We start from the raw sequence: 24,172 nt of genomic DNA, 5'->3' as shown, positions 1-24,172 counted from the left end.
TACATAGCTAATCAACAGTGCAGTTATAAATGTGATAAAGCTAGATTGATAAGGAATAATCCATTCAAAGATGTTGGTTATAATTTCAAAAGTGGATTTGATTTTTTATTATTAGTAAAAAATCAAATCCATTTATTTGTGTCCTTAAAAATAACCATCTTTGAAAGAATCAATAAATGCACTTTCATTCATCAATTAATATATTTTGACCTTTTTCTATTACATATTGTAAATGCTATATGAATCAGATATTAAAATTGATAACTCTTTCATAAAGACTTTACTCCTAGCATTAGCTTATTAGATATTAAGGATTTTAATTATTAAATCCAGCTATTTGCTAGACTCATACAAAATATGAATTTTTATTAATCTAAGTTTTTTTGTAGTAAAAAACTACATCCTATATTGAATGTAATTTTTCTTACTGATTTATTTATTTTTCACTTCATTTTTATAAAAAGCTAACAATGGTTCAATGGATGGACTAGATAAAAGAGGAGTTGCCCTCTCAATCAATTCTCTATCCCAATCAAACCAACGCATTTCCATTAGCATATTAATTTCTGTATCTGTGAACCGTTTCTTTATTTCCTTAGCAGGGTTTCCACCAACTATTGTATACGGCGGAACATCTTTACATACGACAGATCCGGCTGCAACGATTGCCCCTTCACCAATGGATAAACTGTAATCCATTCAGGATGATGATTATGATTCCCACCCATTAAAATAACAACTCCACTTGCAATACAAACATAATTTCCAATAATGAGTTTATCAAGGTGCCACCCCATCTGTTCAATTGGATTGAACAGTGTTTGGGACTTAGCATCCCCCCATAAATACCTAACGCAACCATCTTCAAAATTTTGATGGCCATAATACCCTGAATAATAAGAGTACTCTCCTACTTCAATGAGTGGATTTGTTACTATGTCTTTTAAATACTTCGTTTCAGACCAATGATTATATAATGGATGCTTCATAACTATATTCCTCGCTTCTAAGTATTGTAGATTTTTGCAATTTACTTAGAAGCTTAATACGACAGCGACATTTTTAAACTTTTTCAAACGACGAATCATTATCTTCAAGCCTTTCTTTTCTAGTAAAAGAATCATAACGTGATAAATTATATAAGTCAAATTGTAAAATTATATACTCATACTTTACATAAATCCCCTAATCAATTGATTAGGGGATTTATGTGTACCTATAAAAAATTACATAATTCTTATATTAATATTTATGTATAATAATGAAGAAATGTTCGATATTTTTCTTTTAATTTAAAGCTTTAACACTAATTTCTTCCCCACCTAATAACTTCATGTAATAATGGGAGCTTTTTTAGATTACATTCTATTTTAAAGTTCTTACGAATCATTTATTGTAAAAGATATTGCTGTAATTTCTTTATTAAAAGTTCGGCCCCTTTCGGACTTACAACAATTTTTCCATTCGCTAACGAAATATTTCTGTCTGAAATATCACCTGTAATTGCACAAGCTTGTGGAGATTGATATTTTCGTAAAATAATCTTATCCTCTTCTACAAACATTTCAAGAGAATCTTTTTCTACAATTCCTAAATTCCGTCTTATTTCCATTGGAATGACAATACGCCCCATACTATCTGCTTTACGAGTAATCCCTCTTGATTTCATAAAATGCCACCTTTTATTTTCAACTAATGTACAGCACTTATTTTAGCAATAAACAGCAATAAGGAATAGTTCGTATTACAGCACTTATTTTAACAGGAAATTCCAATGAGGGATTGTTCATATTAAAGCTTTCTCTTGTTTATTTCTGTTTTTTAAAATATTTATCCTTGATTATCTTTATATATTGTTTTCTTTCTGTTAGTTCAAAAATAAATAAAGCCTTATTAATATAATTAAAACCATCTTCACTAGATTGCTGAAGTTCTAATAAATTTGAACCTTTTTCGAAATTTAGTTCACCCAATAAGTATAAACTATTTATATTAATGGCTAATTTGATACCTATATCACTGTACTTTATTGCTTCTACATGTTCATATGTAAGATGTAAACATTTTGTTAAGGTATAAATAATTCTTAATTTAATTTCTTTATTTCTAGGAAATTCTATCTTATTAAAATTACTTAAACATTTCTTTAATATGCCTATACTTTTTTCATATTCTTCATTTTCCGCATAGATTACTGCCATTGTATGCATAATATCTATTTCTTTTTCTGATAAAAAATTGACATTAGTTAAAGTTAATTTTAATGCTTGATTTAAAAGTTCCAAAGCATTTTGGGTTGATCCCTTTACACTAAATATAGCTATCGCTTCATGCCATATTAGAAATTGTTTATCTTCTTTTGACTGGAAATTATTTTCGTTTTTCTCTTTTTTCACTATTTCATAAAGTTCTTTATATTGTTTTTGCTTTATGCAATCTCTTATTACATATTTTACGTTTTCTACATATTTTAATTTTTTGTTTTGAGTTAGCGCAAATATATAATTCGGATCAATACCAAGTCTTTCAGATAATTGATACAACAATATGCTAGATGGATAAATAATCCCTTTTTCTATCTTACTAATTTGACTTTGTGAACATATTCCATGACACAATTCGGATTGTGATATATTTTTTTTCTTTCTAAGTTCTTTAATAATAATCCCAAGATTGTAGAATTCCATTTTTCCCCCTCAAGTGTAACAATTTATGAGTATAAGAATATTTTCCAACTTTTAATGTAATGTAAAATTAGTATGGTTGCAATTATTAATTATATTGATTTAACGTTTCTTTTACAAACTTGTATCGCAATGAGAGAAATTATTACAATTAAAAGGAATAAAGAGTATTGAATATGATTTTTCAGCTTTATTTCAAATAATAGTTTCTTTTGATTTTTATATAAATAATTTCGAAGGAGCTTATTTTATGAAAAGAATGTTAACCGAAAGAGAGTTAGAAGTGGCTATTTATGTAGCAAAAGGATTAACAGATGCAGAAATTTCCAAAAAAATATATGTTAGCCCTAGAAGAATTTCAACGATAATTAATCATATTAAAGAAAAATGGCATATTAATTCTAGAGTGGAATTAGGTATTTTAGTTTATCATTATGGTTTTATAGATGCCCCTTTATTTCCGAATAAAGACAGGGATTTATTCGGAAAGGTTGCACAATAATTGGCGAAATATAATGCGTTTAAGTTACATATAAAAACAGAAGAGCCGCTGAACTTTTATTATTTTGGGTAACTCCACATTATCATCAAGCTAAAATTTCATAGTACCTCCAAAACTAAATTTCGTGCTAACTTGCAACAAAAAAGTTCATTTTTTCATTTCGGGGCAATTCTGAATTCTTAAGTTGATGGGCATGTATGAATTGCTAAAATGAAAAATACAGATCGTATTCTTATAGATATTTTAAGAAGAAAGATTTTACCAGAAGCTTTTTGAAATTCCAGTAATAGAGGAGTCTTTGGATGATTTATTGAAGGACTTCGAACTACTTTTAAAAGGTGAAAATATACCTTTAGACAATGCTTCTTCCGCAACAGCAAGTATAGCTTTTAATTTAGAAAATCCCAAAACTGATGTTTCTGGTGCTGAATTAGAAACATATGATTGTCTAGTAGAAATTATAGATAAAAATGAGAAATCACATAAAATTACTGTTAAAGAATGGTGGCTATAGTTCCCCTTCTTAATAAACAGTGGCTATAATTATAAATGGAGTATAGAAACAATCAATTTGTTTTATAAAATAACTCTTCTCTAAATGAAATCCATCCATTTTGATTAAGCTTTTTTTCAAAAAGGGTGGGTTTCTTCAGTTTATAGGAAAGTAATAATTAACTCATAAAAAATACAACAAAATAGGTAAAAATACCATGGCATCTTTACCTATCCTATAGATAAACAGGTTCTCATAAGAAATAGACAACTTCAAAAAAACTATAGATATATTATTTCAAATTAATTGGTTGTTGTTGAGTAATACAATGGATCATACCACCATTTTTATAAAGCTCTCTTACATCAATCCCCACCACTTTACGATCAGGGTATAGTTTTTGAATCATCTCATTTGCTATTTTATCATTAGGATCATTATAGTTAGGAACTAAGATAACTTGATTCGCTATATAATAATTAATATATGAACCTTTATAATCAAGCTGTTTCCCATTTTCTAATGTAACATTATTCTTGCTTAGCGGCAGATATACATACTTGTACTTTTTACCTGCAGCATCTTTTGCCTGCAGCAACTTGTTAATATCTTTGTCAGACGCTCCCCATTCAGCTAAATCTTTTTCTTTTAACGTAATAATAGTAGATTTATCGTGGAATTTGGCAAACCCATCAATATGGAAATCAGTAATATCTAAGTTAGCTACTCCATCTAACCAAATAAAATTTGTTACCCCAAGGTCACTAATATATTTTTCAATATCCTTTTCTGACAATTTAGCGTTCCTATTTTTATTCGTCACAGCACTTCTAGTTAATAAAGCCGTTCCATTACCATCTAATTCAAATGCGCCGCCTTCAAGAACAAATTTATTCCAATCAATTCTTTCAATGCCTAACTGTTTGCTAAGATTCTCACGAAGAAGAGCATCTTTCTTATATGGTGTTTTCTTTCCCCATCCGTTAAATCCTGGATTTAATATCTTTAGATTTTTGTCATTATCATAAACAAAAATTGGTCCAGTATCTCTAGCCCATACATCGTCAGTAGGTGCGATAAAGAAATCAATTTCCCCCATATTCACCCCTTGATCCATTAAAACTTCAGTAATTCTTTCTTTTTCTTCTTGATCATATGCAACAATATGAACTTTTTCGCCTTTGCTTAAAGCATCTGCCATTTGAATCCAAATCAGCTCTACTTCTTGCTGATAATTTTGCCCGTATGTAAATTCATGAGGCCATTGTAGCCATGTTCCTTCATGTTTGCTTTTTTCATCTGGCATTGTATACTTTCCTACTTTTTTTTGCGCCTCCACTTTCTTCATATTTTCTCTCTGCGTTTTTTCAATTTCCTTCGCCTGAACTTTCCCAATCCCCTTACCTTGAGCATAACCACTGATAATAGATGTGGTTAGTACAGCACTCATACACAAATTCGCTATTTTTTGCATTCCTTAACCTCCTTTTCTGCCTTACTGTAAACCTTTACATAGTGTGAAGGTCAAGCTTTTCTATTTAATTTTTTTACATATGAAGCGAGATTTGAATCGAACCTTATACAAAACGAAAAATATCTTTCCAAGCAAAATGCACAAAATTTTCGTTCTGAGAGTGATATGAGATTTTAACTTGATGTACATGGGGTAACTCCACCATTTTTAAAACTTCGGGAATTCATATAAAAAGGTTAGAGAATTAGCTTCTCTAACCTTTTTATATGCACTATTATGCTTCCAAAAATAAAGATGAGATACCCTAATGCTACCATTAATCCTTTTGCCTGTTCCCTGTTCAACCGCATATAAATAACAAAAAAGAATCAACAATTCCTACTATAATCACCATTTATTTCTATAATATCTCACGCTTTTTTCGCTTATTATCTTTTCTGCCCCTCCAGCTGTATTATTTATGAAATTATTCATTTCTAAAAATAATACAGTGTATGAAATTTCATATTAAATACGTATATATTTATTCAGTTTATAATTAACTATTCAAAAGCAGTTACAATTCTCTCTTTCATTTTCTGGATTACTTCACTGCTCAATACTTTTTGACCAGCAGGAAGTTTTAATATGGCAGCGGCACCCTGACTAAGGTATATTTCTTGGTCATTATTTTGATTTACTATCAATATTCCTTGCCCTTCAAATTCAAAATAACTAATATCTTTTGTTTCATTTGTATTATTTTTTATTGCTTTATATACCCCGTATAAATCTTTACTTCTATTTTCTCCGCCCGTTCGAATCGGTTCAGTATCATTCGCAACAATCAGTCCTTCTGGCTGCTCACCATTCATAATAAACCAAAGCTTTTCATTTGTTGGTAATAGTATATTCTTAAATTCAGAGCTATTTAAAATTTGCTGTGCTGGAATTGTTTCATAGATTGGTAACGAAAATGGAGAGGTTGTTATTTTTTCAAAACTTAAATTTTCAGAAGGATTCCCCTTGCTATATTGATAATCTTTTAATGCAATCGATTGTACTGGTTCACTTTTATTGTTTGATGCATAACTAATTTTACTAGCGAAAATAATAACAGCCATTAAACAAATGTACGGTATCGCAAGCTTAAGTAGTTTTTCCATTAATGAACCTCCACTTTTAAGATTATTAGTTTGCATGGATATTATAAACAGTTTCATTCCACCAAAAATTATTATTGTTATGGAACGTACTGAAATTATGATTATAATGATCACCATACCAAGGGTCCATGTACGTTATATAATCTGTTCCATTTGTCCCTTTATAAAATCCATCAAGTACTAGAAAGTGTCCGATGTTAGCTCCATTTTGCCACATAATGAGTGCAATCATCGGCTGATTACTATTAATTTGACTTTTGAACCAATCATACGATTTTGCTCCAGAACTTATTGCTGAGCTAACACCATATCCCGATAATCCATATTGTATTTCACGTGAAGTTGCAGGATTATTATATGATCCACCCTTAACATACCTAACGTACTGATCTTGTGAAGGAGTTTTCCCAAAATAATTTAAAACTGAGACCGAAGTGCCTGCCCAACACCAATTTGATCTTTCTTGTAATATGTTAGGAACAGATAATTTACGATCTGTTGATGTATTTGGAGGATTACCATTTATATAAGCTGACGTTACATATACTTTTTTCCATCTTTAAAATAATAAAACCAACGATTATCTAAGTTTCCTGTCCAGTAATCTTTAACCGCTTCACCATACTCCCATCCTTTAAAAGATACTTTTGTATTTCCGGGAATCATATCTACAATATTTGCATTCAAACTTTTGGCCTCTCTAACATTTACATTCAATGGAGCAGTTGTTCCTGAAAATTCAACTTCTTCTGCAATTATTTTCTGAACACCGATAAAACTAAATGTGAAGAACAATAAAAACATACAAACAATAAAATGCTTTCTTCCCTTCATTTCTCCACCCCTTCATAAGTACTAAAAAACACCAACAATTAATCCTTATTAATTGTTCAAGCTTAATATTACATACTAACGAAAAATGAAATTTTAATAAAATTCAATATAAAAAAGTAGCCTATAAATTTTTATAGGCTACTTTTCATTTCATCATTATTACTTAGCTAATTCTTCCGTACCCTTCATTACATCAACGAAGAATCCCCAGTTATTCACAACAGAAGAAATACTAATATGTTCATCTGGTGTATGAACGTTAAAAATGTCTGGACCAAATGAAATTGCATCTAATTCCGGCATTTTTTGAACGAATACACTGCACTCAATCCCTGCATGTACTGCGAAGATTTCAGCATCTTTACTGTATTTTTCTTGATGCACTTTTTCGAATAAATTACGAATCTGTGAGTTTGGATTGTATGGCCACTCTGGATATTCTGACTCTTTTTCAAATCTGGCACCAACTAATTCGGCAATATATTTAATTTCATCTGCAATATGTTGTTTTAAACTACTTACAGAACTTCTCACTTCGTTACGTAATTTAACTTCATCTTGCAGTGTTTCAATAACTCCTAAATTTGTTGAACTTTCTACAAGCCCTTTAATATCCATGCTCATACTTTGAATGCCATTCGGAATTAAGAATAATGATGAAATAAGCTGCTTTTGCGTTTCTTTAGCAAATATTTTTTCTGCTTTCTCATCTAATTTTGTAAGTGTAACATGAACATCCGGATCAACAGCACGCATTTCTTCTTGTAATACTCGCGTCCATGATTTTAACTTTTCTTCAACTTTCTCTACATCTTCTTGACGTAATAAAATTGTAGCTACACTTTCACGTGGAATTGCATTTGTTTTTAATCCGCCGTGAACTTCACTAATATCAAATTGAATATTTATTGATAAATCACGTAATACTCGTCCTAATACTTTGTTCGCATTCCCGCGTTGTTTATCAATTTCCATACCAGAATGTCCGCCCTTAAGTCCTCCGACATATAGACTGTATGCATCCATATCAGCTGGCGTTTCATCCCAAATTACTGGAATTGTTTCAACCGCTTTCGCACCACCTGCGCTACTTACAAGTAATTTATGATCTTCTTCAGAATCAATATTTATAAAAATCTTGCCGTCAAAGTGATTTGCATCAACTGCAAAAGCCCCGCCCATTGTCGTTTCTTCTTCAGTAGTTATAACCACTTCAAGTGCTGGATGCGGAATGTCTTTTGAATCTAATAAAGCTAATGCATACGCAACCGCAATACCATTATCTGCACCTAAAGTTGTTTGATTCGCGTATAACATATCTCCAACAATTCTTAGTTCAATCGGATCCTTTTCAAAGTCATGAACCGTCGCTTGATTTTTTTCACAAACCATATCCATGTGACCTTGAATGATAATAGCTGGTACGTTTTCATAGCCAGCAGTTGCATCTTTTTTAATAATGACATTTAATGCTTCATCTTGAATCACTTCTAAGTTACGTTCTTTTGCGAAACCCACTAAATAATCACTAATTTCCTTTTCATTTCCTGATCCTCTAGGAATCTTTGAAATTTCTGCAAAATGATAAAATACAGGGTGCTTTGTTAATTGTTCTAAAGTAGAATACATTTTTCAAGCTCCTCTCAAAATGAAAAAATAGTATGTAAGTCTTTTATTATTATACCATGATTCATTATTTTACCTTTCTTTAAACGTTTTAAAAATTTGTTATGAACAGTTCATTTTAATCCTTCTGCACTCTATACCTTATACTCTTACATCATTGTAAGAGTGTTGTAATCTATATCGATTTTTCTAATTTAAAAATAGTCGTATACTTTTTAAAGAAGCAAATTGAAGGAGATAAAGAATATGAAAAAGCTTTTCACTGTTATTACACTATGTTTATTATTTTCAAGTTTTACTATTGGATGTGAGAGAGCCTCACTAAATAGAATTGGTAAGGATGTATATTACGTACAGATAAAAGGTGAAGGCGCTATCGAAAAAGTAGAAGGCAGAAGCCTATGGAACTATACGTTGCCCGCATATGATGAAGACGGAGTAAAAAAACAAATTACATTTAGAAGTACAAAAAAAGAAAACGACCATAAATTAAATGATAATGCGTTTTTACGCCTTTATGTAGATCAAGATGATACAGATAAAAATGAAATATCATCTATTGAAGTGAAGTCCTATGAAGAAATTCAGAAAGCAGATTTACCTGAAAAAGTAAAAGAAAAGTTTAATGTTAACTAAATTGAAACTAATCCGCAAATAACAGAATAAAAAATAAAAGAAAATGCCCTATGCATTTTCTTTTATTTTTTTCACTTGTATATATTTCGAACTATTACGGTTCATAAGCTTTTCTAACCGATTTATATTTTCCGTCAATGCACCTTTCACAAGAGAGAAATCTGTATTTGATTCTTCTTTTTTTTCTTTAAAAAACGAAGACTTTTGTACATTTATTTCAGCCATCTCTTCTCCCCCTTTTCATAAAGATACAACCTTCTATTTATATTATATAGCAAATGTAAACTGAGTGTACACGTATCATTTTCTTTTTAATTCTTCTTCTAATTCTTCTACTTGCTGCAACGTATCTCCTTTTATTAAAGAAAAATCTGTTGTATCTTCAGGCTCTTCTTTAAAAAAATCATTGTTATAATCTTTTATCACTACAATCACCTCTACGTGCTAGTGTAGGAATGATTGTCCAATTTTATTCAACTTTGTCGGATTTTGTTTTGGATTTATGTATAGAAGAAAAGGACAGAATAACGATTCTGTCCTTACTTACTAAAATAACTATGATGTATTGTTAAATTATATACATTTTCAAAATCTCGATCTTGAAGGCTATTCTTCTTCCCATCAATAACAATAAAAACATCATTCACTATTTTTGCTGGTATAATTCCGATGTTTTCTACTTGAACTGCTTTTTGTTCATTCAATAGCTCTATATGTTCTAAAGGTATTGTAATACTAAATTGAGAGCGAATACCGCGGAAATTCGTGTTTAATTCATTCGCTGCTTCAAATACAACAATTTTCGCACCAATTTTTTCCCCATATGAATCTAAAAATACATTTAAGCTTTTTGTATATTCCTCTTCTGTATGCCATTCCATTGTACCAAATACTGCTGGATTTACATTTTGTATAATTGTCGTGTATATTTCTCCTCTTGCTTTAGAAGCAACTAATGACCGTTTTATCGATTGAACTGTCTTGCCGATATCGCTAAATTTTGCGCCCCATATTTCTGAAATGTTAGGTGTTAAAATAAATGCAATATCAACGAAAATGACCATCGCAGTGAACATTAAAAGATTTTTCCAGAGGGTTAAATCGATTCCTTTTATCATGAAGTACACTGTGACTGATATTATAAACAAACCATACCAAGTCTTTCTAATACGTTGCTTTTTCTCCTCGTACAACTCTTCATTTTTCCAATAAAAGAAAATAAGAACTATAAAGACAATTGCTAGAATAAATAAGCCGATTCGAATGTTAGAGATCGCCAATTACATCACCCTCCATTCAAAAACTACTCACGATATCATTACATGCGCAAGCAACTCTCTTTATGACAAAAGACGTGGACAAGCTTCTAAATTTAGCTATATCGCATATACATTAGAAGGAGGCCACGTCTTTTATCATGAGTCTACATTGTATATGTAGACAAGCATGCGTTTCAAATTTTCATGTTAAAAAAAAATATGTTTCGGAATTTCCCCTTCAGGTACTTCTCCATCCATACTTAAGTAATAATGACGAATCGGACGTAAATGTTCGTCTAATTCATAAACAAGCGGAATGCTGGTTGGGATATTTAATGAAACAACACCATCACCTGAAAGGTTGTCTAAATATTTCACTAGTGAGCGGATTGTGTTACCATGTGATGAAATGATTACTTTATTACCACTTTTTAATGACGGCGCAATTTCTGAATGCCAATAAGCAAGCACTCTTTTCTCCGTATCCTCTAAACATTCAGTCAATGGGAATTCGCCTATTTTGAGTGTTTTATATCTTGGGTCGTTCGCCTCATATCGAGGATCATCTTCAGTAAGAGCAGGTGGTCTTACATCAACACTTCTTCTCCATATATGAACTTGTTCTTCTCCATATTTTTTTGCAGTTTCATCTTTATTCAATCCTTGTAGTGCTCCATAGTGTCTTTCGTTTAATTTCCACGATTTATGTATAGGCACCCAAGTAAGATCCATCTCATGTAGTACAATCCATAGCGTCCGGATTGCTCGTTTTAATACAGATGTATAAGCAACGTCGAAAGTATATCCATTTTTCTTTAATATTGCACCTGCTTCTCTCGCTTCACTTAATCCATTCTCTGATAAATCTACATCTGTCCATCCAGTAAAGCGATTTTCAAGATTCCATAAACTTTGTCCGTGACGAATAAGTACAAGTTTTATCATTATAATTCCCCTCTCGGAAATATGAATTTTAATATTACTTCGCGCGCACATATTAAGTTTCTGGTAATGTAATTTTTTTATCCGTACATACTATGATTTATACATATTTGCCAAATACATGGATAAAATTTGTTCTTTTTCAAACTATAAAGACAGATATTTTTTCATTATTTTTGATCGACTGGTATTTCGCGTTTCGATATCCATGCATCAAAACCTGAACGACTATTCGCCATTTCATTCATAACTTGATGCCAATTTTCTTCACATGATTCACCAAATTTTGAAAAAATAGCATCCATTTGCTTTCTTTGAACATCACTCAGTTTTTTCTCTAAATCTATACCTTTTTCTGTTAATGATAGCTGTTTCACACGGCGGTCATGTGTAGCTTCATTACTCTCAATAAGTCCCTTTTCCACAAGTTGACGTAGCGGTCCGTGAAGAGCTTGTTTACTTATTTCCAATAAGGATAATAGCTCATTTACACTAAGCCCTGGAAAACGTGCGATAAAAAATAAGATTCGGTGATGTACTCGCTGTATACCATACTCTTTTATAATTTCATCTGGCTTTTCAGTAAATGTTTTATATGCAAAGTAAAATAATGCTAATGCTTCATTCATCTGTTCTTCTTTATGTTGTGTCATCTACTTTCCCCCTGTATGTAAATTATACCACAATCTAGTAATGAATATTTTAATCAATGCTCCTGAGCTGCTTTAGTTTATGGAAGTATTCATTGTAAGTAAAACAATTAGGAGATGAATCGCTTGAAAAAACAATATACTGTAAGTACATATTTATTAGATCGACTGCACGAGTTAGGAATTGAACATGTATTTGGTGTTCCTGGCGATTATAATCTTGCCTTCTTAGATGATGTAATTGCACATAAAGATCTAGAATGGATTGGAAATTGTAATGAATTAAATGCGGCATACGCAGCAGATGGATATGCTCGTATAAAAGGAATCGCTGCTCTCATTACTACCTTCGGGGTTGGAGAATTAAGCGCCATTAACGGTATTGCTGGCTCATATGCAGAAAAAGTACCAGTTATAAAAATAACTGGTACGCCAACAACAAAAGTAATGGAAAATGGAGCACTCGTTCACCATACTTTAGGTGATGGAAAGTTCGATCACTTTTCCAATATGTATCGAGAGATTACAGTTGCGCAAACAAATTTAACCCCTGAGCATGCTGCTGAGGAAATTGACCGTGTACTTCGTGCATGTTGGAATGAAAAGCGCCCTGTTCATATTAATTTACCGATTGATGTATATAATAAACCAATTAATGAACCTACGGAACCAATATTAAATAATCCAATAGTAAGTAATAAAGAAGCATTGCATAAAATGCTTCTACATGCCACTTCAAAAATAAATAGTGCCAAAAAACCTGTTATTTTAGCTGATTTTGAAGTGAATCGATTTCATGCTGAAGAAGATTTATATCAATTGGTAGAAAAAACTGGCTTCCCTATCGCATCACTAAGTATGGGCAAGGGAATATTCCCAGAAAAACATCCTCAATTTATAGGGATTTACACTGGTGATGTTAGTCCTCCATACTTGCGAAAAAGAATTGATGAATCTGACTGTATCATTAGTATTGGTGTGAAATTAACAGATACTATTACAGGCGGTTTCACACAAGGTTTTACGAAAGAGCAAGTTATAGAAATCCATCCCTACACTGTAAAAATTATAGATAAAAAGTACGGGCCAGTTGTAATGAAAGACGTATTACAACATTTAAGTGATTCAATCGAGCATCGCAATGAGGAAACGTTTGAAATTAAGCCGTTTATTTCAGAATCATCATCTATTACTGAAGAATTCAATCCAAAAGTACAAATGGTTACGCAAAAACGTTTTTGGCAACAAATATACCATTTCTTACAAGAAAACGACGTCTTAATTGCAGAGCAAGGAACACCTTTCTTTGGTAGTGCCGCTATCCCTTTACCAAACAACACTACATATGTAGGGCAACCATTATGGGGATCTATCGGCTATACACTACCTGCTCTACTTGGTACACAGCTCGCTGATTTATCACGACGGAACATCTTAATAATCGGTGACGGTTCTTTTCAGTTAACCGCACAAGAACTATCCACTATGTTACGTCAAAAAATAAAGCCAATTATATTTTTAATTAATAACAACGGTTATACTGTTGAACGCGCGATACACGGTCAAAATCAGCCTTATAATGATATTCAAATGTGGGATTATTATAAACTTCCAAACGTATTTGGGCTGAAAGAACAAAACCTATCATTTAAGGTGGAAAATGAAATGGAATTGGCAGAGCTCTTAACTAAAATACCCGTTAATACGGATCACCTTGTCTTTATTGAAGTTGTAATGAGCCAAGGGGATCAACCTGAATTGTTAGCTAAACTTGGGAATAGATTCGGCAAGCAAAATTCTTAATAAGAAAAAGCATAGCTTATTTATAGCTACGCTTTTTCTTATATTTATTCAGCAAGCGTTAACTGCCAAGATACACCATACTTATCATTTAACCAACCAAATTTTTTACTAAACGGATAGGAACCTAAAGGCATAAGTACTGCTCCATCCTGCGCTAGTTTATTAAAGACAGTTTCAATTTCTTCTTCCGTTTCACAAGTTACATAAAGAGACATAGCTGGCGTAAATGTGAAATCATGCTTTACATAACTATCAATACACATGAACTCTTGTCCATTTAACTTAAAAGTTGCATGAATTACAGTGCCCTCTTTACCTGGTCCACTCTCATCGTAACGAGAGATACTTACAATTTCTGATTGATCGAATAGTGACGTGTAAAAATTCATCGCTTCCTCGGCTTTGCTCTCAAACATTAAAAACGTAGTGATTTTTTGATTTGTGTTACTCATATAGAGACATCCCCTTGTTATGTATTTATGCAAAACATACATCGGACAACAAAAACCGAACGTACATTCCTGTGAATATATTGTCTATAAAAACGATGAGTTTGTCAATTATCTAATTTTTATTTCTTCTTAAACAATGCTGTCCAAAGAAATGATTCTCCAAACATTTCATTCGGTTGTTCCATTTGTTTCATTTTTCTCATTTCAATTACTTCAAATTCTTTAAATATCTCTCTTAATTTTTCTTCCGAATAAGCAAGGCCACCTTGCAAACTCCATCCTCTATATACATCCCAATCCGTTATTTCGGATCCATTTCGTTCATCTAAATCACCTGCTGCAAAACATGTTAAACCAAAATAACCACCCATTTTTAAAGATTTATCAATTAGCTCTATATAATTCATTCTTCTATGAGGTGGAATATGATGAAGGCAACCTGAATCATAAACAAAATCAAATTCATTTTGAGCCTCTAAATTAAAAATCGAATCACAAATAAAGTGAATTTGTACCCCTTTTGCTAACGCCCTCTCTTTCGCCCAATTAATACCTTCTACAGATAAATCCACTGCGGTTACATCAAATCCTTCATTTGCTAAATAAATTGCGTTTCTTCCTGGGCCACATCCAAGCTCTAATACTTTCCCTATTGAAACTCTCTCTTTTTGTATATACGAAACTAAGTTCTCATCTGGAACATTTTCAAAAAACGGAACGTCCTTTTCTCTATTTGCATAAAATTCATTCCAAAAAGGTTCTGCAGGTCTTAATAATGAATCAAGCATTTTTAAAATATCTTCTTGTGTATGTAACGTTTCACTTTTCATTTGTACCCCTCCACACTTTAATAGTCAGAAAATTATTATATATCTTTTCGAACTTTGAGACAAAGAAAAACTCCTATATTCAATAGGAGTTAAAAATATTATTTCTTTAAAATCCAAGTACGGCTAACCATTTTAACAGCTTCTCTTCTCGCAATTTCAAATTATCACTTCTATACTTACCCATTTGTATTTCACTAACAATTTCTCCATCCACCATAAAAAGAACTCTTTCTGTTTTCATCGCTACCTTTACATCGTGAGTAACTAACATAATTGTATTTCCATTTCCGTTAATATTTAATAATATTTGCATTACCTCTTCCGTGGATTTTAAATTTAGAGCACCAGTTGGTTCATCAGCAAAAATAATATTCGGATTATTGATAAGCGCTCTACAAATGGAAACCCTTTGTAATTGCCCTCCAGATGCTTCGGTTATATAATGAGTCGCTATATCACTTATACCCATTTTTTTCATCAATTCAAGAGCACGTTTATTTATTATTTTCTTACTCTCACATTTCGCTAAATATGCGGACAAGATGATATTATCAAATAGATTCAAATTTCTAAGAAGATTGCTCTGTTGAAAAATAAATCCTATTTCATTAAGGCGTAATTTTGCTAACGTCTCTTCTTTCATACATGATATTTCTTTACTATCAACTTTCACACTGCCTGATGACATTCGATCCATTCCGCTAATATTATATAGTAACGTCGATTTCCCCGAACCAGAAGGCCCCATGACTGATACAAACTCTCCCTCATAAATCTCTAAATTTATATTTTTTAGCACATGGTAAGTTTTATTTCCATCCATTTCGTATTTTTTATTTAATTGCTTTACTTCTAAAATTTTTTTCAAATTATACATCTCCTACTCCCCATCTAGCTTTAAATCATTTGTTTGTTTCACAGTGAAACTACTAAAGATCGTTGTTATAACTACGGCGATAAACAAAATAGCTGGACATACTACATAAGAAACGATTGGATTCACTGCAAACTTTATATGAGCTGCTCCCATAAATGAACCTAACCAACTTACTAGCGTTTCTCCAAACGTAGCAGCCATAAATGTCCCTGTTAAAATACCTATTAATACTATTGCAATAACACGAGTGACATATTGTATACGAATATTTTTGTAAGAAAAGCCAATACTTTTCATAATTAATATTTGCGAAGCATCTTTTGCTAATAACATTTTAAAAAACATTGCAGTAATTAAAATCGATATCGCAATAGCAATTAATATTGCAGCTTGAGTCACGAGTCTTAATTGTTTAATTGTCTCTCCTAAAGTTTGAGATAAATAATCATCCGTATCTGTTATTTTTGCAGAATTAAAACTTTGTTTATACTCCTTTACTTTTTCTTGCAGATTCACAGTTGGCTTTATATCTACATTTACTACATACCATAATGTATTTTCTTTGTTATAAGAAAAGCACGCCTTAGCCGTTTTCCCACCATTCGTAACATCTTGATATATACCACTAATAGTTAGCGTTTTCTCTTTCCCTTCTACAAATAAAACTACCTCATCCCCTACATTCTTTTTTAATTCATTTGCGTTCATATAAGAAAGAGCAATTTCATTTTCATTTTCAGGCGGTATACCTTGAACATAGTCTAATGGAAATTTAGTAAAATCTCCTACTTCTACGTTTAAATTTCCGTGTGTACCATCATCATTCATCATTTTAAATGTACTCGTTACAAATGCTGCATATTTTTCTATTTCATCATCGTTTCGTATATACGATATAACGTCATTAAATCGTTTCTCTATATTTTCAGATTGCTGTAAATCAATTCGTATATCACTTTTTCCTGTCCCCATATAATTAACAAAATGTGATGACTGAATTGTGTACAAAAAGTTAACTGGAACAACAATCATAAACACCGCTATTATTAAAACGACACTTAATATTCGATATAACTTAAATCGTTTCGCTACATCTTGTATACCGATAAATATATTTACATTTGGAATGTTAGTTTGATAGAGGGAAAAAGATCTTCTGATCTTTCTTTTTCCTAGTTTATCTCTTGATCGTAAAGCGTCTATTGCTGTAATTCTCCTGAAATTCCGCAAAATAATTCGGCAGAAAAGTATAACGGCTAGAAATAACAAAGTTGTGACTATCAATGGCACAACATAATGTAAAATACTTTTATCAGCTGCCCCCATATAAAGTACGATGTTAGAGGTAAATATTTTTGTAACAAATAATGAAAGAATGTATCCACATATACATCCGCTAGCAGAAATAACAACATATTTTGTTACATATAGTTTTTGAATATCTTTATTTTGAATACCGATCGCTTTCATAACGCCAATTTCCCGATTGTCCTCTTCCATCGAAGTAATGATCGTAAATCTAATACATAAAATTGCAATTAGCATTAATAATGCACTTATTATCATAAGTACTGCGGCGATTATTCCATCCGTTAACGAATTGAGTGTTTTAAAGAGAGAATGAGTAATAGAGGGACCTTTTTGAGGTAGGTTCGATGACTCGTATAGATCTTCAAATTCATTTATTTTATTTAAATCTGTTAGCTGGAATTCAATAAGATATTCACTTTCTCCAAAATTTCTTTTTACTCTTTCTAAGTCTTCATCGCTTATTATAAATCGTTTTGAACTAACAATTGATGGATTCATTTGAACATCACGAACAAATGTAGAAATAGTAAATTCTAGTTCAACATTGTTTTTTACAATCCATATTTTATCTCCAATGTGCAAATTATATTTTTGCATATAATAAATTGGCACACCTATTTCACCATTACTAATATCAATTACTTTATTATTTAAATCTAATAAAAAGTCAAAATGAGTATTTTGTTTAACGAAACTAATGTCCATTACACTATTATGTTCCGCCTGGTTTTTCTTTTTCATAAAAATATTAGACCCGTTTATTTGGATCATTTCAGCCGTTTGTTGTTCTTTTACAAATGGCGTTTTCTTAACAAAAATATCAATAGCTTTTTGATTTATTTCTCCGGTATGCATTTGTACGAAGTGAGGTGCGTTTGATACTTTAAACAATTGATCCGTGGAGTTCAATAGATTTACAATGTTACTGAAAGCACTAGCCATTAAAAGCGTTGATAACATGATAAACATAAATAAAATGATAATTACCATTTTATTTTGAGAGAAATCTCTTTTTAACATTCTCCTAATCATATGAAGCTAGTTCCCTTCATTCCATAATATTTTCTTCGTAACTATAGCTATTATTATCATTATGAAACTAATAGCTATTATAGGTAAATAAATTTTCATACTGAATTCTTCAAACATAAAACCATATACAAATTGCCCAATTGGTGCCATACATTGTGATACCGCTGTTATAATCGCCATCACCTTTCCTAAATTTTCATTTGGTGTTTTCTTTTGGACAACAGTAATTACATAAATGGAGACGATTGTCATAATTATGGCAATAAAAATAGAAGAAAGTATGAAGAGGATAAATGGTGGATAGTGTCCCATATTTAAAATAAGTGGTGTAACTGATAACGTCATTGGTATAACTAATAAAGCAATAACGAACATCCAGTAATGTAATGTTTTCATCTGCAACTTTTTAGCGAAACAGCCTATCGACAATGCACCTAATATTGTTGCAAAATCAATTAATCCCATCCCAATTCCGTATAAAGTATCGCTACTTTCCATTATCACTCGTAGAATAATTGGGGCACCAACTACAAATAGTGGTGTAAGAATTAAATTTAGGAGTGCTGCTAACAGCATAGCCTTCAAAATAAAAGGTTGTTTTAAAACATAAAGAAAACCTTCTTTCATATCTTTTACAATTGTCGGCACGATATGGTCTTCTTGTATTCTTTTTATAAATGGTATTTTAATAAACATCTCTAATATTGCTGATAGAAAAAATGCAAGACCACTTATTAAGACCAGCACTTTCAGACCAATAATGCCATATAGCACTCCTCCTAATACAGGTGCAACTATATTAGATAATGCTTGCACACCATTTACGATACCATTCGCCTGCTCTAGCTTTTTTTCTTGTACTAATTGCGGAATACTTGCCATTACAACTGGCGCGTACATCGCACTAACAACTGCTAATAGAAACATAACAATTCCAATCCATATAATAGATACAGGGCCATTAATTAATATAGTAATAAAGCCTAATACAATTGCAGCATTTATAAAATCAAAGATAACCATTAAGTTACGGCGATTAAAGCGATCGGCAATTGCCCCTCCGAGGGGTGCCAACAAAAATGGAGTGCTCGTTAATGCGTATAATCCTGCAAATATATCTGCACGCTCTGTTATATCTAGCACATATAAAGACAAAGCAAAACGTAAAAGTGTTGCTCCTAAAATCGTAATAACTTGACCACTAACCATTAAATAAAAGTCTTTCATAGAAGATTTTGTGCTAACTAACATCATACTCACAACCTTCATATAATTTAGACCGACTGTCGGTCTATAGTACCCAAACAGAAAATTACTATTTCTGTTTGATTAAAACCTCCACCATATAATTAAAGGATCCCTCCTTCGCTCCAACAGATGCTTCCATCATTTTGATGAAAGCTTTAGCTCTTCTCATCATTTCTTCTGGTTTCCATTGAAATAACCCATCATCAAATATGACTTGTGCTGAGGAGATTAATAATTCAATCGTTTCTTGAGGATATTGGGTAAAAAATATGCCTTCTTCGATTCCTTGCTCTAAAACTTCCGTTAAAATTGGAGATAAATGTATAATTGATTGGACCAAACTTTTTTGATGCATTTCCGCATTATTTGGCTGATGAAATTGTTCAATCATTTTCTCTTTTATATCTCCTGATTTTGGCGATTGCTCCATTAAAACTCGAAATAACTTATCTAAAACTGGGATATTTGGATTAGAGACGATTACTTTTGCTTTAGCTACATCCTCTTTAATAATCCTCATAATGATTTCATCCATCACTTCCTCTTTCGACTTAAAATAATGATAAAACGTTCCCTTTGCTATACCTATTTCTTTTAAAATGTCATTTACTGTTGTTTTCGTATAACCTTTCGTAACAAATAAACGTTCAGCAGTTTCTAAAATTTCATTTCTACGCTCCTCATACCCCTTTACTATTCTCATTCATGTTCTCCTTCCCGATAGACCGACTGTCGGTCTATTTAAATTATATGTTTAGTTTGTAAAAAGTTTCCTATCATCGTACATATACAACATCCTACTTTATATTTCCTTTATGAATTTTAAAATTCATTTTAAATACGGTAAATGAAATTTTAAAAAGTTTCTTCTTAGCATCACCCTTGTACTTATATCGACTTCGTTATAAAAAAACAAAAAAGAGCCGCAATTTTTTGCGACTCTTTTACAATTATTAGCATTTAACGACCGCGTCTTTGCTGACCTTGCTTTGTACTACTTTTCTTATTGCTTGGCTTATTAAATGATCGGTTGTTATCATTTCTCGAGCTATTTCTTGAATCATTTCTTGAACTATTTCTTGAACCTTCGCGGCTATCTCTTTGACGATATCCACCTGTTTTCTTCGGTTTTTGAGCCGGCTTTTGTTTCGGCTTTCCATTTTCATCTACATGTTTTATCATCGGTTGTTCAATTACTTGTCTTTGCAAAGGTGCACCAAGCGCTTTTTCAATTTCTTCTAAATATCTTTCATCTTTTGCTGCAACAAACGTAATTGCAATACCTGATCCACCAGCACGTCCTGTTCGGCCAATGCGGTGGATATAACTTTCTACATCTTCAGGGATATCATAGTTAAATACGTGAGTTACACCATCTACATCAAGTCCACGAGCTGCTACATCCGTTGCAATTAAGTATTGAATTTTAGCTTCGCGGAAACTCTTCATGACTCTTTCACGTTTTCCTTGAGATAAATCACCATGAAGTTCAGCACAGTTATAACCGAATCCTTTTAAATTATCATACAGTTTACTTGCTCGAAGCTTTGTACGGCAGAAAATAACTGCTAAAAATGGTTGATCACGATCCATAACAAAACGAAGTGCATCTTGCTTTGCACGATCTGTCGTTTCAATGACACGTTGCTTAATTGTATCTACCGTTACTTCTTCACTTTGTACGTGAATGATTTGCGGCTCTTCCATATAACGCTTCGCTAATTTTTTAATATCCTTTGGCATCGTTGCTGAGAATAACATCGTTTGTTTACTATTAGGTGTCTCATCTAAAATATCTTCCATATCATATAAGAAACCGAAATGAAGCATTTGATCCGCTTCATCTAGTACAATCATTGAAAGATTACTTAAATCAATTGTTTCACGTCGTATATGATCAAGTAATCGTCCTGGTGTTGCTACTACAATATGTGTATTACCTTTTAGTTTTCTCAATTGCTGTGCTACATCTTGTCCACCATAAATCGCTAGAACATTAATATCTTCCCTTTGAACAAGCATTTTTTCAATTTCTTTTGTAATTTGCAGCGCTAGTTCCCTTGTTGGGGCAACAATTAAAGCTTGAACATCACTAGACTCTGAATCGATTTTTTCTAACATCGGTAAAACGAATGCTAATGTTTTACCCGTACCTGTTTTCGCCTGCCCAATAATATCTTTTCCTGACATAATAACAGGAATTGCTTTTTCCTGAATTGGTGTTGCTTCCGCAATTCCATTTTCACGTAATGTATGATTAAAAGTTTCACTAATTCCTAATTCTAAAAAGTTTTTCAAATAGACCACTTCTTTTCCTTATTTTTCACATTAGCTTTCATTGTACCATTTGTTTCGCCAAATATGAAAAATAAAAAAATTCTTACCTTCTTTTTTTATATTCATTTTGTACTAGATGGACAAATTCTTTTTGCTTTTGCTCAGATTTCATTAACACTTCCATATTTGTAGAAGACAAAATGAACTTCTTAATTTTTCTATTACTCCAAATCAAACTTGTATACTTCAGGTCTTCATGTAAATTTCGAAACCACTCTAATTCACTTAACTTCGCAATGTGATGTTTTAATTTCAGATCATTTCGAGGGTACAACAAAATAATATTTGCTATTACATCTAATAATGAGCTCATATTCTTCCCTCCTATAACTTCTTTTAAAATATATAAGCTCCTATACATATTTCAATTACTCAAAAATCACGAAGAATTAATGCAGTCATATATAACAGAAAGAATTAAAATACCTACTTTTTCTAAAAATAAACATCTTCATAAAATTATAGAAGTACCGTCTCCTAACGAGAATACTACAACTCTTATTGCCTATTTCAAAGACACTGATGATGTATGTACTATTGGTTCTATTTTAGAAATAGTAACGATAAATAATAAAATATCTCACATTAATCAAATTTACGATGGAACGAATCCCTTTATGAAAGAAACTACGATGGTAAATGAATAAGAAATGAAGTTTAAACAGCATATACTAACACCTACAAAATTCCCGTTCGAAATCCAGGGACTTCAAGGTTACATCTATAATAACACCTTAGAACTACATTGCTATAATGAAGATATTCATAGGATTTTCAAAATTACTGTTTCACCAATTCACAATACATTAGATCAATATGTACATAGAGGAACAAAGTTCTACAATTTTAAAAATAATACGAAAGCATTATATAATCCTGCGTTTAACTTAGCATATGAGCTTATATTTCAGAAAGACAGTTTTCAATATAAAATCGCAATTGGTAACAAACTACATATAAAAAGAAAATACACTATTAATGATCTGATTCAAATTGCAGAATCTATGAATTAAAAAGCCTATCTTTCTGATATAGGAAAGATAGGCTTTTTAATATTTTATACTGTGAGTTTTCCTCCATGATAGCAATAATATCTTTCCGCCTTAAGATTTTTAATCTTATTTAAAGACTGTTCTGCTTTTTCTATATCTAAACAAAAACTCGGATTAGCTATTATTAATTCACGATTATCTTGAACAGCTGCGTCTCCTGTAATTACATAGTCCAAATTGGGAAAATATAATGAAATATGACCCGAAGTATGTCCTGGCGTCGCTACTATTTGGCATTCATTTTTTAAAATCATTTGACCATCATATACCTTTTCATCAACGGAAATATGTCTTACGTTTTTTAACTGCTGTATAAACCATTCACCAAATTCTTTTTCTTCATTTGGCATACTTCCTAGCATTTCTTCAGCTTGAACCAATCTCTCTGATTTTATTACACCACTAATATAGTTAGATTCAATTTCACTAGCAATAACATTGAGTTGAGGATATTTCACTTTAAAATCGTATAAAGACCCTATATGATCATCATCATAATGAGTAATAATTATATTTTTTAAGTTTTTCATCTCATATCCATGTTTTAAAATTGCATTTTCAATTAAAGGTAAAAAATTTTTATAACCTGTATCTACTAAAGTTAATTCATTGTTTAATATAATTAAGCTCGGATAAATCCATTGTTTTCGCCCGTTAAATTCGAATTCAATTGGCAATTCTATTATCTTCATTTTCCTTCCCCCATACCGTTTATTAAATGTTTAATAATAACTGCATCATCCACATACATTTTACTATACATATCACGAATGGTTTTATGAGTATTTCGTTTTAATGTTTTTTATTGATTAAGTCTATTTTTAAATGTGGCATATCAGCGATATTTTATGTCTATTTCTTATATGTGTTAGCAAGTTCGTTTGCAAACTTGTTAGCACTTTTTTGTTTAGATAATACTCACATTCCTTCTTAATTTACTGATTATGTTTCCAATTGGGTACTTATATGTGGAAATATACCTTCG

23 protein-coding genes and 3 pseudogenes are annotated in these 24,172 nt (G+C 31.6%); 5 read left to right on the top strand and 21 right to left on the bottom strand.

The window, feature by feature from the left end; genetic code table 11:
- Window positions 1-432 precede the first annotated feature (432 nt).
- The 3 genes and pseudogenes from ACQKNR_RS05925 to ACQKNR_RS05915 form a co-directional block, all read right to left on the bottom strand.
- Window positions 433-989, bottom strand: a pseudogene (locus tag ACQKNR_RS05925) (type B chloramphenicol O-acetyltransferase).
- 401 nt (window positions 990-1,390) lie between these two features.
- Window positions 1,391-1,669 carry an AbrB/MazE/SpoVT family DNA-binding domain-containing protein gene (locus ACQKNR_RS05920; protein WP_427316103.1) on the bottom strand — a complete coding sequence of 93 codons (279 nt, stop codon included), beginning with the start codon at window positions 1,667-1,669 and terminating at the stop codon, window positions 1,391-1,393.
- A gap of 139 nt (window positions 1,670-1,808) precedes the next feature.
- Entirely contained in the window at window positions 1,809-2,687 is an 879-nt protein-coding gene (locus tag ACQKNR_RS05915; protein ID WP_427316101.1) for a helix-turn-helix domain-containing protein, read from the bottom strand.
- A 247-nt stretch (window positions 2,688-2,934) separates the two neighbouring features.
- Here ACQKNR_RS05915 and ACQKNR_RS05910 point away from each other — a divergent pair, with 247 nt between their 5' ends.
- The gene (locus tag ACQKNR_RS05910) at window positions 2,935-3,186 is read left to right on the top strand and encodes a response regulator transcription factor (protein WP_427316099.1); all 252 of its coding nucleotides are present in this window, start codon (window positions 2,935-2,937) and stop codon (window positions 3,184-3,186) included.
- Window positions 3,187-3,484: 298 nt separating this feature from the next.
- Entirely contained in the window at window positions 3,485-3,700 is a 216-nt protein-coding gene (locus ACQKNR_RS05905; RefSeq protein ID WP_427316097.1) for a hypothetical protein, read from the top strand.
- A 271-nt stretch (window positions 3,701-3,971) separates the two neighbouring features.
- On the opposite strand, the gene ACQKNR_RS05900 is transcribed toward ACQKNR_RS05905, so the two are convergent.
- From ACQKNR_RS05900 to pepD, 4 genes and pseudogenes are all read right to left on the bottom strand, one after another.
- Window positions 3,972-5,153 carry an agmatine deiminase family protein gene (locus ACQKNR_RS05900; protein WP_427316095.1) on the bottom strand — a complete coding sequence of 394 codons (1,182 nt, stop codon included), beginning with the start codon at window positions 5,151-5,153 and terminating at the stop codon, window positions 3,972-3,974.
- Between the two features lie 542 nt (window positions 5,154-5,695).
- Entirely contained in the window at window positions 5,696-6,298 is a 603-nt protein-coding gene (locus tag ACQKNR_RS05895) for a hypothetical protein (protein WP_427316093.1), read from the bottom strand.
- A 25-nt stretch (window positions 6,299-6,323) separates the two neighbouring features.
- A pseudogene (locus ACQKNR_RS05890) lies at window positions 6,324-7,132 on the bottom strand (papain-like cysteine protease family protein).
- Between the two features lie 159 nt (window positions 7,133-7,291).
- Entirely contained in the window at window positions 7,292-8,761 is a 1,470-nt protein-coding gene (gene pepD / locus ACQKNR_RS05885) for a beta-Ala-His dipeptidase (RefSeq protein ID WP_427316091.1), read from the bottom strand.
- 243 nt (window positions 8,762-9,004) lie between these two features.
- On the opposite strand from pepD, the gene ACQKNR_RS05880 reads away from it, so the two are divergent.
- Window positions 9,005-9,394 (top strand): YxeA family protein, encoded by a 390-nt coding sequence (locus ACQKNR_RS05880; RefSeq protein WP_427316089.1) that lies wholly within the window; start codon window positions 9,005-9,007, stop codon window positions 9,392-9,394.
- A 48-nt stretch (window positions 9,395-9,442) separates the two neighbouring features.
- Here the strand turns inward: ACQKNR_RS05880 and spoIISB are convergent, their stop codons facing one another.
- The 5 genes from spoIISB to ACQKNR_RS05855 form a co-directional block, all read right to left on the bottom strand.
- The gene (gene spoIISB / locus ACQKNR_RS05875) at window positions 9,443-9,619 is read right to left on the bottom strand and encodes a stage II sporulation protein SB (RefSeq protein ID WP_427316088.1); all 177 of its coding nucleotides are present in this window, start codon (window positions 9,617-9,619) and stop codon (window positions 9,443-9,445) included.
- 75 nt (window positions 9,620-9,694) lie between these two features.
- Entirely contained in the window at window positions 9,695-9,820 is a 126-nt protein-coding gene (locus tag ACQKNR_RS05870) for a D-alanyl-D-alanine carboxypeptidase (RefSeq protein ID WP_427316086.1), read from the bottom strand.
- 113 nt (window positions 9,821-9,933) lie between these two features.
- Window positions 9,934-10,674, bottom strand: a complete 741-nt coding sequence (locus ACQKNR_RS05865) for a type II toxin-antitoxin system SpoIISA family toxin (RefSeq protein WP_427316084.1) — start codon at window positions 10,672-10,674, stop codon at window positions 9,934-9,936.
- A 186-nt stretch (window positions 10,675-10,860) separates the two neighbouring features.
- The gene (gpmA, locus tag ACQKNR_RS05860) at window positions 10,861-11,598 is read right to left on the bottom strand and encodes a 2,3-diphosphoglycerate-dependent phosphoglycerate mutase (protein WP_427316083.1); all 738 of its coding nucleotides are present in this window, start codon (window positions 11,596-11,598) and stop codon (window positions 10,861-10,863) included.
- 167 nt (window positions 11,599-11,765) lie between these two features.
- On the bottom strand, window positions 11,766-12,248 hold the full coding sequence (locus ACQKNR_RS05855) for a MarR family winged helix-turn-helix transcriptional regulator (protein ID WP_427316081.1): 483 nt from the start codon (window positions 12,246-12,248) through the stop codon (window positions 11,766-11,768).
- Window positions 12,249-12,371: 123 nt separating this feature from the next.
- Between ACQKNR_RS05855 and ACQKNR_RS05850 the strand changes: the two genes are divergently transcribed.
- On the top strand, window positions 12,372-14,048 hold the full coding sequence (locus ACQKNR_RS05850) for an alpha-keto acid decarboxylase family protein (protein WP_427316079.1): 1,677 nt from the start codon (window positions 12,372-12,374) through the stop codon (window positions 14,046-14,048).
- 44 nt (window positions 14,049-14,092) lie between these two features.
- On the opposite strand, the gene ACQKNR_RS05845 is transcribed toward ACQKNR_RS05850, so the two are convergent.
- The 8 genes from ACQKNR_RS05845 to ACQKNR_RS05810 form a co-directional block, all read right to left on the bottom strand.
- Window positions 14,093-14,500: a VOC family protein gene (locus ACQKNR_RS05845; RefSeq protein ID WP_427316077.1), complete on the bottom strand. Its 408-nt coding sequence runs from the start codon at window positions 14,498-14,500 to the stop codon at window positions 14,093-14,095.
- 119 nt (window positions 14,501-14,619) lie between these two features.
- Window positions 14,620-15,330 (bottom strand): class I SAM-dependent methyltransferase, encoded by a 711-nt coding sequence (locus tag ACQKNR_RS05840; protein ID WP_427316075.1) that lies wholly within the window; start codon window positions 15,328-15,330, stop codon window positions 14,620-14,622.
- Between the two features lie 106 nt (window positions 15,331-15,436).
- Window positions 15,437-16,198, bottom strand: a complete 762-nt coding sequence (locus ACQKNR_RS05835) for an ABC transporter ATP-binding protein (RefSeq protein ID WP_427316073.1) — start codon at window positions 16,196-16,198, stop codon at window positions 15,437-15,439.
- A 12-nt stretch (window positions 16,199-16,210) separates the two neighbouring features.
- Window positions 16,211-18,550 (bottom strand): FtsX-like permease family protein, encoded by a 2,340-nt coding sequence (locus ACQKNR_RS05830; RefSeq protein WP_427316071.1) that lies wholly within the window; start codon window positions 18,548-18,550, stop codon window positions 16,211-16,213.
- A 6-nt stretch (window positions 18,551-18,556) separates the two neighbouring features.
- Entirely contained in the window at window positions 18,557-19,801 is a 1,245-nt protein-coding gene (locus ACQKNR_RS05825) for an MFS transporter (RefSeq protein ID WP_427316996.1), read from the bottom strand.
- A 64-nt stretch (window positions 19,802-19,865) separates the two neighbouring features.
- Window positions 19,866-20,501 carry a TetR/AcrR family transcriptional regulator gene (locus ACQKNR_RS05820; RefSeq protein ID WP_427316069.1) on the bottom strand — a complete coding sequence of 212 codons (636 nt, stop codon included), beginning with the start codon at window positions 20,499-20,501 and terminating at the stop codon, window positions 19,866-19,868.
- Between the two features lie 257 nt (window positions 20,502-20,758).
- Window positions 20,759-22,105 (bottom strand): DEAD/DEAH box helicase, encoded by a 1,347-nt coding sequence (locus tag ACQKNR_RS05815; protein ID WP_427316067.1) that lies wholly within the window; start codon window positions 22,103-22,105, stop codon window positions 20,759-20,761.
- 73 nt (window positions 22,106-22,178) lie between these two features.
- Window positions 22,179-22,448: a hypothetical protein gene (locus ACQKNR_RS05810; protein ID WP_427316065.1), complete on the bottom strand. Its 270-nt coding sequence runs from the start codon at window positions 22,446-22,448 to the stop codon at window positions 22,179-22,181.
- Between ACQKNR_RS05810 and ACQKNR_RS05805 the strand changes: the two are divergent.
- Window positions 22,447-23,148: pseudogene (locus tag ACQKNR_RS05805) on the top strand (hypothetical protein). The gene ACQKNR_RS05810 and the pseudogene ACQKNR_RS05805 overlap by 2 nt on opposite strands.
- A 44-nt stretch (window positions 23,149-23,192) precedes the next feature.
- Here the strand turns inward: ACQKNR_RS05805 and ACQKNR_RS05800 are convergent.
- On the bottom strand, window positions 23,193-23,879 hold the full coding sequence (locus tag ACQKNR_RS05800; RefSeq protein ID WP_427316063.1) for an MBL fold metallo-hydrolase: 687 nt from the start codon (window positions 23,877-23,879) through the stop codon (window positions 23,193-23,195).
- Window positions 23,880-24,172 lie beyond the last annotated feature (293 nt).

It is taken from the genome of Bacillus sp. NPDC094077 (genome assembly GCF_050279465.1).
In the GTDB taxonomy this organism is placed as follows: Bacteria; Bacillota; Bacilli; order Bacillales; family Bacillaceae_G; genus Bacillus_A.
The sequence above is the reverse complement of the archived record's forward strand: the minus strand, read 5'-3'. Positions and strand labels throughout refer to the sequence as shown.